Source organism: Candidatus Zixiibacteriota bacterium (assembly GCA_018820315.1).
GTDB lineage: Bacteria > Zixibacteria > MSB-5A5 > JAABVY01 > JAHJOQ01 > JAHJOQ01.
In genome coordinates this window covers 1-4,777 of the sequence record JAHJOQ010000144.1, presented here as the reverse complement: position 1 = coordinate 4,777, position 4,777 = coordinate 1, and the positions used below count along the sequence as shown (strand labels likewise).

Here is a 4,777-nt window from a genome sequence, read left to right as displayed (position 1 = left end):
CGGCAGCGCAACCGATTCCATGCCGATCGCAAGGCCGGAAATGATATTGGTCGCAGGGCCAGTCTCGGATGCCTTCGCGATGACGCGAATCGGTTTGCCTGACGTATAGTATTCGGTCAGGAGTCCAAGCGTAATCCCGGAAATGTTACCGACCAAAACCGCCCAGAAAATGCCCGTGCTCAGTTCCAGATGCTGCACGATGAAGTATGTCGCGATCAACATAATGACCGCGCCGACATAGGTTACAATTCTCAGCACTGCCGCTGGATTCATGCTCGCAAATGCTCTGATCGAGATATTGCCGACGATCGAGGCGACTATGCCTGCTGTAACGATAGCCAGCGGAAGCATCATCAAAGGTATGCGCATTGCATCTGTGATGGTCTCGCCTGCAACTGTCACCGCCGTAGCCGCTATAGCAATCGTAGCGATAACAGAACCGACGTATGATTCGAACAGGTCAGCGCCCATTCCGGCCACGTCGCCAACGTTGTCGCCAACGTTGTCGGCAATCACCGCCGGGTTGCGAGGATCATCCTCGGGGATACCGGCCTCGACTTTACCGACCAGATCAGCACCGACATCAGCAGATTTGGTATAGATGCCGCCACTCACACGTGCGAACAATGCTATGGATGAGGCGCCCATAGCGAAACCGGTGAGTATGGAATAATTCTGGACATTCCCATAGAAGTGGAAGTAGATGCCAACTCCAAGAAGTCCAAGCGATGCCACGGCCATTCCCATTACCGCACCACCGGAGAATGCAGCCACCAGAGCCTTAGCCTGCCCTGACGTGGCAGCAGCTTGCGCGGTACGAGTATTTGCGTTGGTTGCCGCTGACATTCCAATGTAACCGGCCAACATTGAGCAGACAGCACCTGAGACAAATGCCACCGCCGTCATAAGGGCTATCTTCCATGCAAGAAGAGCAAAAACCACGACGATGAATATCGCCAGAATTCTATACTCCTGCTTCAGGAATACCATAGCGCCCCGGTGAATTGTCTCACCGAGTTCGCGCATGATGTCATTTCCGGGATCCATACGCTTGATCGAGAAGAACAAGATCATTGCGAAAATCAAGCCGACGGCTCCCAGAATCACTGCGAGAAAACCTAGGTCCATTCAGGCAGCTCCTTTCGTTGAGGTTCCGTTACGTGTGTGTTTATTTCGTCCTTACCAGTCTACTATACAAACGGCTGACGATCAAGCAACCCGTCAGCCGTTTTTGAATATCTTTCTCTAGTCTACGCTCTTACTTCACAGCTCCATAACCGTCGCATTAAACCCTGGTAGAAAACCGTATCTGTTTTCCATCGGGAAATGACTTGAATTCAACGGCGTCGACACCGGAAGTGGGCTTGAAAAAATCGTAAGTGGGAACCGTTCATCCGGATCCGGATCGGGATAAGGCTCAATCGATATATAGACCATCCCGCTACCAACCAACGTCAAGGGGAAATCCAGCCCGGCAGGCTCATGATCTACAAAGTCCTCGCCCGGAAGATTCGGAAAGCTGTATGGTCCCACATACTGATTATTCCAGTCTTTGTATTCCGGACTCTTGAACTTCCCGGTCGACAGAGGTTTCGACAGCACGCCGGGCATCTCAATCCAGCCTTCGTACGTGATGTTCGCATTCTCAGTAAGCACCGGCAAGACAAGCGTCTTCACTATCCGCCATACTCCACTGACATTTCTGACATCATGAAACCACAGACCGCTAAGTGCATTCTGCTCGGGGAGACCGTCATCCGAATACGTACGGAGAACGAAGTCAGCCTTCATCTCGAATTCCGTCTCATACACCACATCCCTGGCCTGACGATTCACGAAATCGAATTCCCCTCTGATTGGCTGCCCGAACTCAATGTCATCAAAAATGACACCATTATTCGATCTGACGTTATCTTCTTCCAAAGGCTCGAGTGTAATCATAATTGTATTGAAGTCATAGACATTCCGGCTGTTGGGAGTCGCAAATACACTATCCCGCGGCCCTCCGGTCAGACTGTAGAATTCATAGCGATGGTTATTCCAGTAGAATTTCCCGAGGCTGATTTCATCTTTGACAATTCTAAATTCATTACTATCCGAATCTCTTGTATACTCGAAGTCTACGAGCCACAACTCATAACAAATCTTGCTGTCGTCCTCCAATGTAGGGAGGTTAAATGGCCGCAGGAGGACGGCGTTTCCATATACATTGGTGGATATCGGGTTAGGCTCATCTTTGCCACAGCTTATAATAACCAACGCAATCAAGACTGTGACCACCGCAACAACTAATCTACTCTTTCTGCTCATTTCACCTCTTCCCTTCCGGTCATAATGTCCGTAACATTAGACGCGAAGTATACGTCCTTGCTTAATCACTGTCAAGCGAAAAAAGGGTCTCTCCGCCACGTTTGAAGCATCGGATCGCGGAGCCAACTCACTCTCTGCCAACCAGCTCCGTTAGCTCCCACGCACCGGGAGCAGAGACGAATCGCTAAAGACTTGCGGCGGATATTCCGATAAAACCCTTATAGTCACACAGAGTCTCGAACGGGAGTCAGTCTAGTGAAAATGTGCAAAGAATGCGGAGAGGAAAACCTTTTCGGCAAAGCGACACACTGTCGGAAATGCGGCGCCGAACTGGTAATCGCCAGTGAAACAGAAGTCCTTAACAGCAAAGATGTTAATAGCCGTTCGTTCGACGAAGGTGCGGATGAAGCGGTCATCTCAAATGGCGAGGACGTGCGCGACAGCACCTCACGCGAAGCCAACCGATCTGAAATCGAATCCGAGGACGAAGATACGGGAGATCGAGCCTCCGTTAAGATGAATATGGTCGATCCATTTAATCCGGGCAGTGACAGCTCTGAATCTGAGAAAGATGACGATAATTCCTGCACCGGAACCGTCGAGATAGACCTTCCCGAAGAGCTGGAGGAAACTGAGCTCAAGTTCAAAACGGATGACGAACAGCAGTCCATAGCTGAGACGCCATCTCAGAGGATGTCCGACGAAAATGCTCTGGCAACGGAGGATCGAAACAAGCTGATTGCCGATCTTCAGACCAAGATTCCATCAATGGTAAAGGATAACCAAAAGAGAACTCCCGTTTCAATCGACGAAAAACTGCGTCCCATCATATCCAACATCCCCGACGACAATGATCCAACGCTGGAGGATTTCAGTCGAGATCTCGCGCCGCAATCTCAAACCGATGAGCCGGATAGTGGCGGCGCCATGCTGGCATTGCCGAGCATAGCGGACAGTGCAACCAGCGGCGATTCACTCCTGGGAAATCGCACGGCGTTTTTTGCAAAGAACAGAGTCCAATTTCCGACGGACGTCAGATTCAAAGGAAGTGATCGCCTCGCATTCGCAGATGAGGTCTTTGTGCTGAAGCCAAGAGGCAGGGACAATAAATCATTTCTACTGTACGGCGTTCTCGGCTTGGTGATAATACTTGTGCTTGTTTCGCAACTCATAAGAAACGGAAAAGACTACTATCCTCCGTTCGCAGGAGTCATTGTAGATGGTGAAACAGGCAAGGTACTGCCCGATGTCAGAGTCACCATCGATGAACTTGATAAGAGTGTAGTATCAAACAGGTCGGGCCTGTTCGTATTTGAACTTGTTCCGAGTGGGTCTTACACAATCACCGCAGACACCCCGTTATACAGTTCAGCAAGCATTTCGTTCTATCACGGCGATGGCGGCAGCCCTGTAGTCGCCCTCCATGCAGACGACGGGATGTCCGGCGAGCCTGGCGGTCAAAGCCGATCAGAGACTTCGGCATCTACGGATGCAACGTCTTCGTCGGAACCCGACTACGGCGCAATCAAAATCGAAACGGACCACCCAGATGCGGAAATATACCTGGACAACAAGAAGTATGGCACTGGCAGCCGGAAAATCAACCGTGTCCTCGAAGGCAAACACAAGCTTGCAGTAGCCATGAAAGGATACGAACGATTCGAGCAAACGGTCTCAGTTAGTAAAAACAAGACCACTACTGTGACGGCAAATCTTGCAAAGATCCAGACCGTGAAACGCGAACTGACGGCGGAGGAATATGTTCAGTCGGCGGACAGCGCACTTACAGCCGGTGACTTCCAGGCTGCAATTGATATGTACAGCCGCGCCCTTGCAAAAGATCAGACAGCCGAGACTTTTTACAAGCGAGCTCAGCTGTATCACAGAGCCGGGAAACCCGGAGATGCCAGAGCTGATTTCATGCGCGCCGGTAATCTGTTTGCTTCCAGTGGACAGACCACATCCGCAATCGGGGCATTCAACGCAGTGCTCGACCTGTTCCCAAATGATATGAAGGCGCTCAGGGCAAGAGGGTACTCAAACATAAATCGCGGCGAGTATGAGCTCGCGTTGGCGGATTTCAAAACCGCGAGCAATCTGGATGAGAACGACTATGAAAACCAGATTGGCCTCGGAAACGCGTACTCCGTTCTCGGCAAACACAAGGATGCGATCAAGGCTTACAAGAATGCAGAAGGATTGACTGAATCAAAGGCGGAGGCCTATGCACTCATTGCCATGACGAGTCTTGTTCGGGGCAAGGAGAAGGACGCCAGGAAGTACTACGAGAAATTCTTAGAGACCGCGAGTCCGGAAGATGAGATGAAATTCGCAAAGGATCCCGATTGGCAACGCCTCAAACAAATAGCATCAAACGATTAGAATCATACGTCTCACAGTTTGATTCACTGAGAACCGGGGTAGCCACAGAGCTCCCCGGTTTTTTGCTGCGTCTGGATGCGAGCTG

Annotated in this window: 3 protein-coding genes; 1 reads left to right on the top strand and 2 read right to left on the bottom strand. The window is 50.7% G+C overall.

The genetic code is table 11. The features are described 5' to 3' along the window. A partial coding sequence (locus tag KKH67_14150) for a sodium/proton-translocating pyrophosphatase (GenBank protein ID MBU1320322.1) occupies positions 1-1,128 on the bottom strand: 1,128 nt, incomplete at its 3' end. Between the two features lie 135 nt (positions 1,129-1,263). Then, positions 1,264-2,310: a hypothetical protein gene (locus KKH67_14145; protein ID MBU1320321.1), complete on the bottom strand. Its 1,047-nt coding sequence runs from the start codon at positions 2,308-2,310 to the stop codon at positions 1,264-1,266. Between the two features lie 255 nt (positions 2,311-2,565). On the opposite strand from KKH67_14145, the gene KKH67_14140 reads away from it, so the two are divergent. Further along, the gene (locus KKH67_14140; protein MBU1320320.1) at positions 2,566-4,692 is read left to right on the top strand and encodes a tetratricopeptide repeat protein; all 2,127 of its coding nucleotides are present in this window, start codon (positions 2,566-2,568) and stop codon (positions 4,690-4,692) included. Positions 4,693-4,777: the final 85 nt, after the last annotated feature.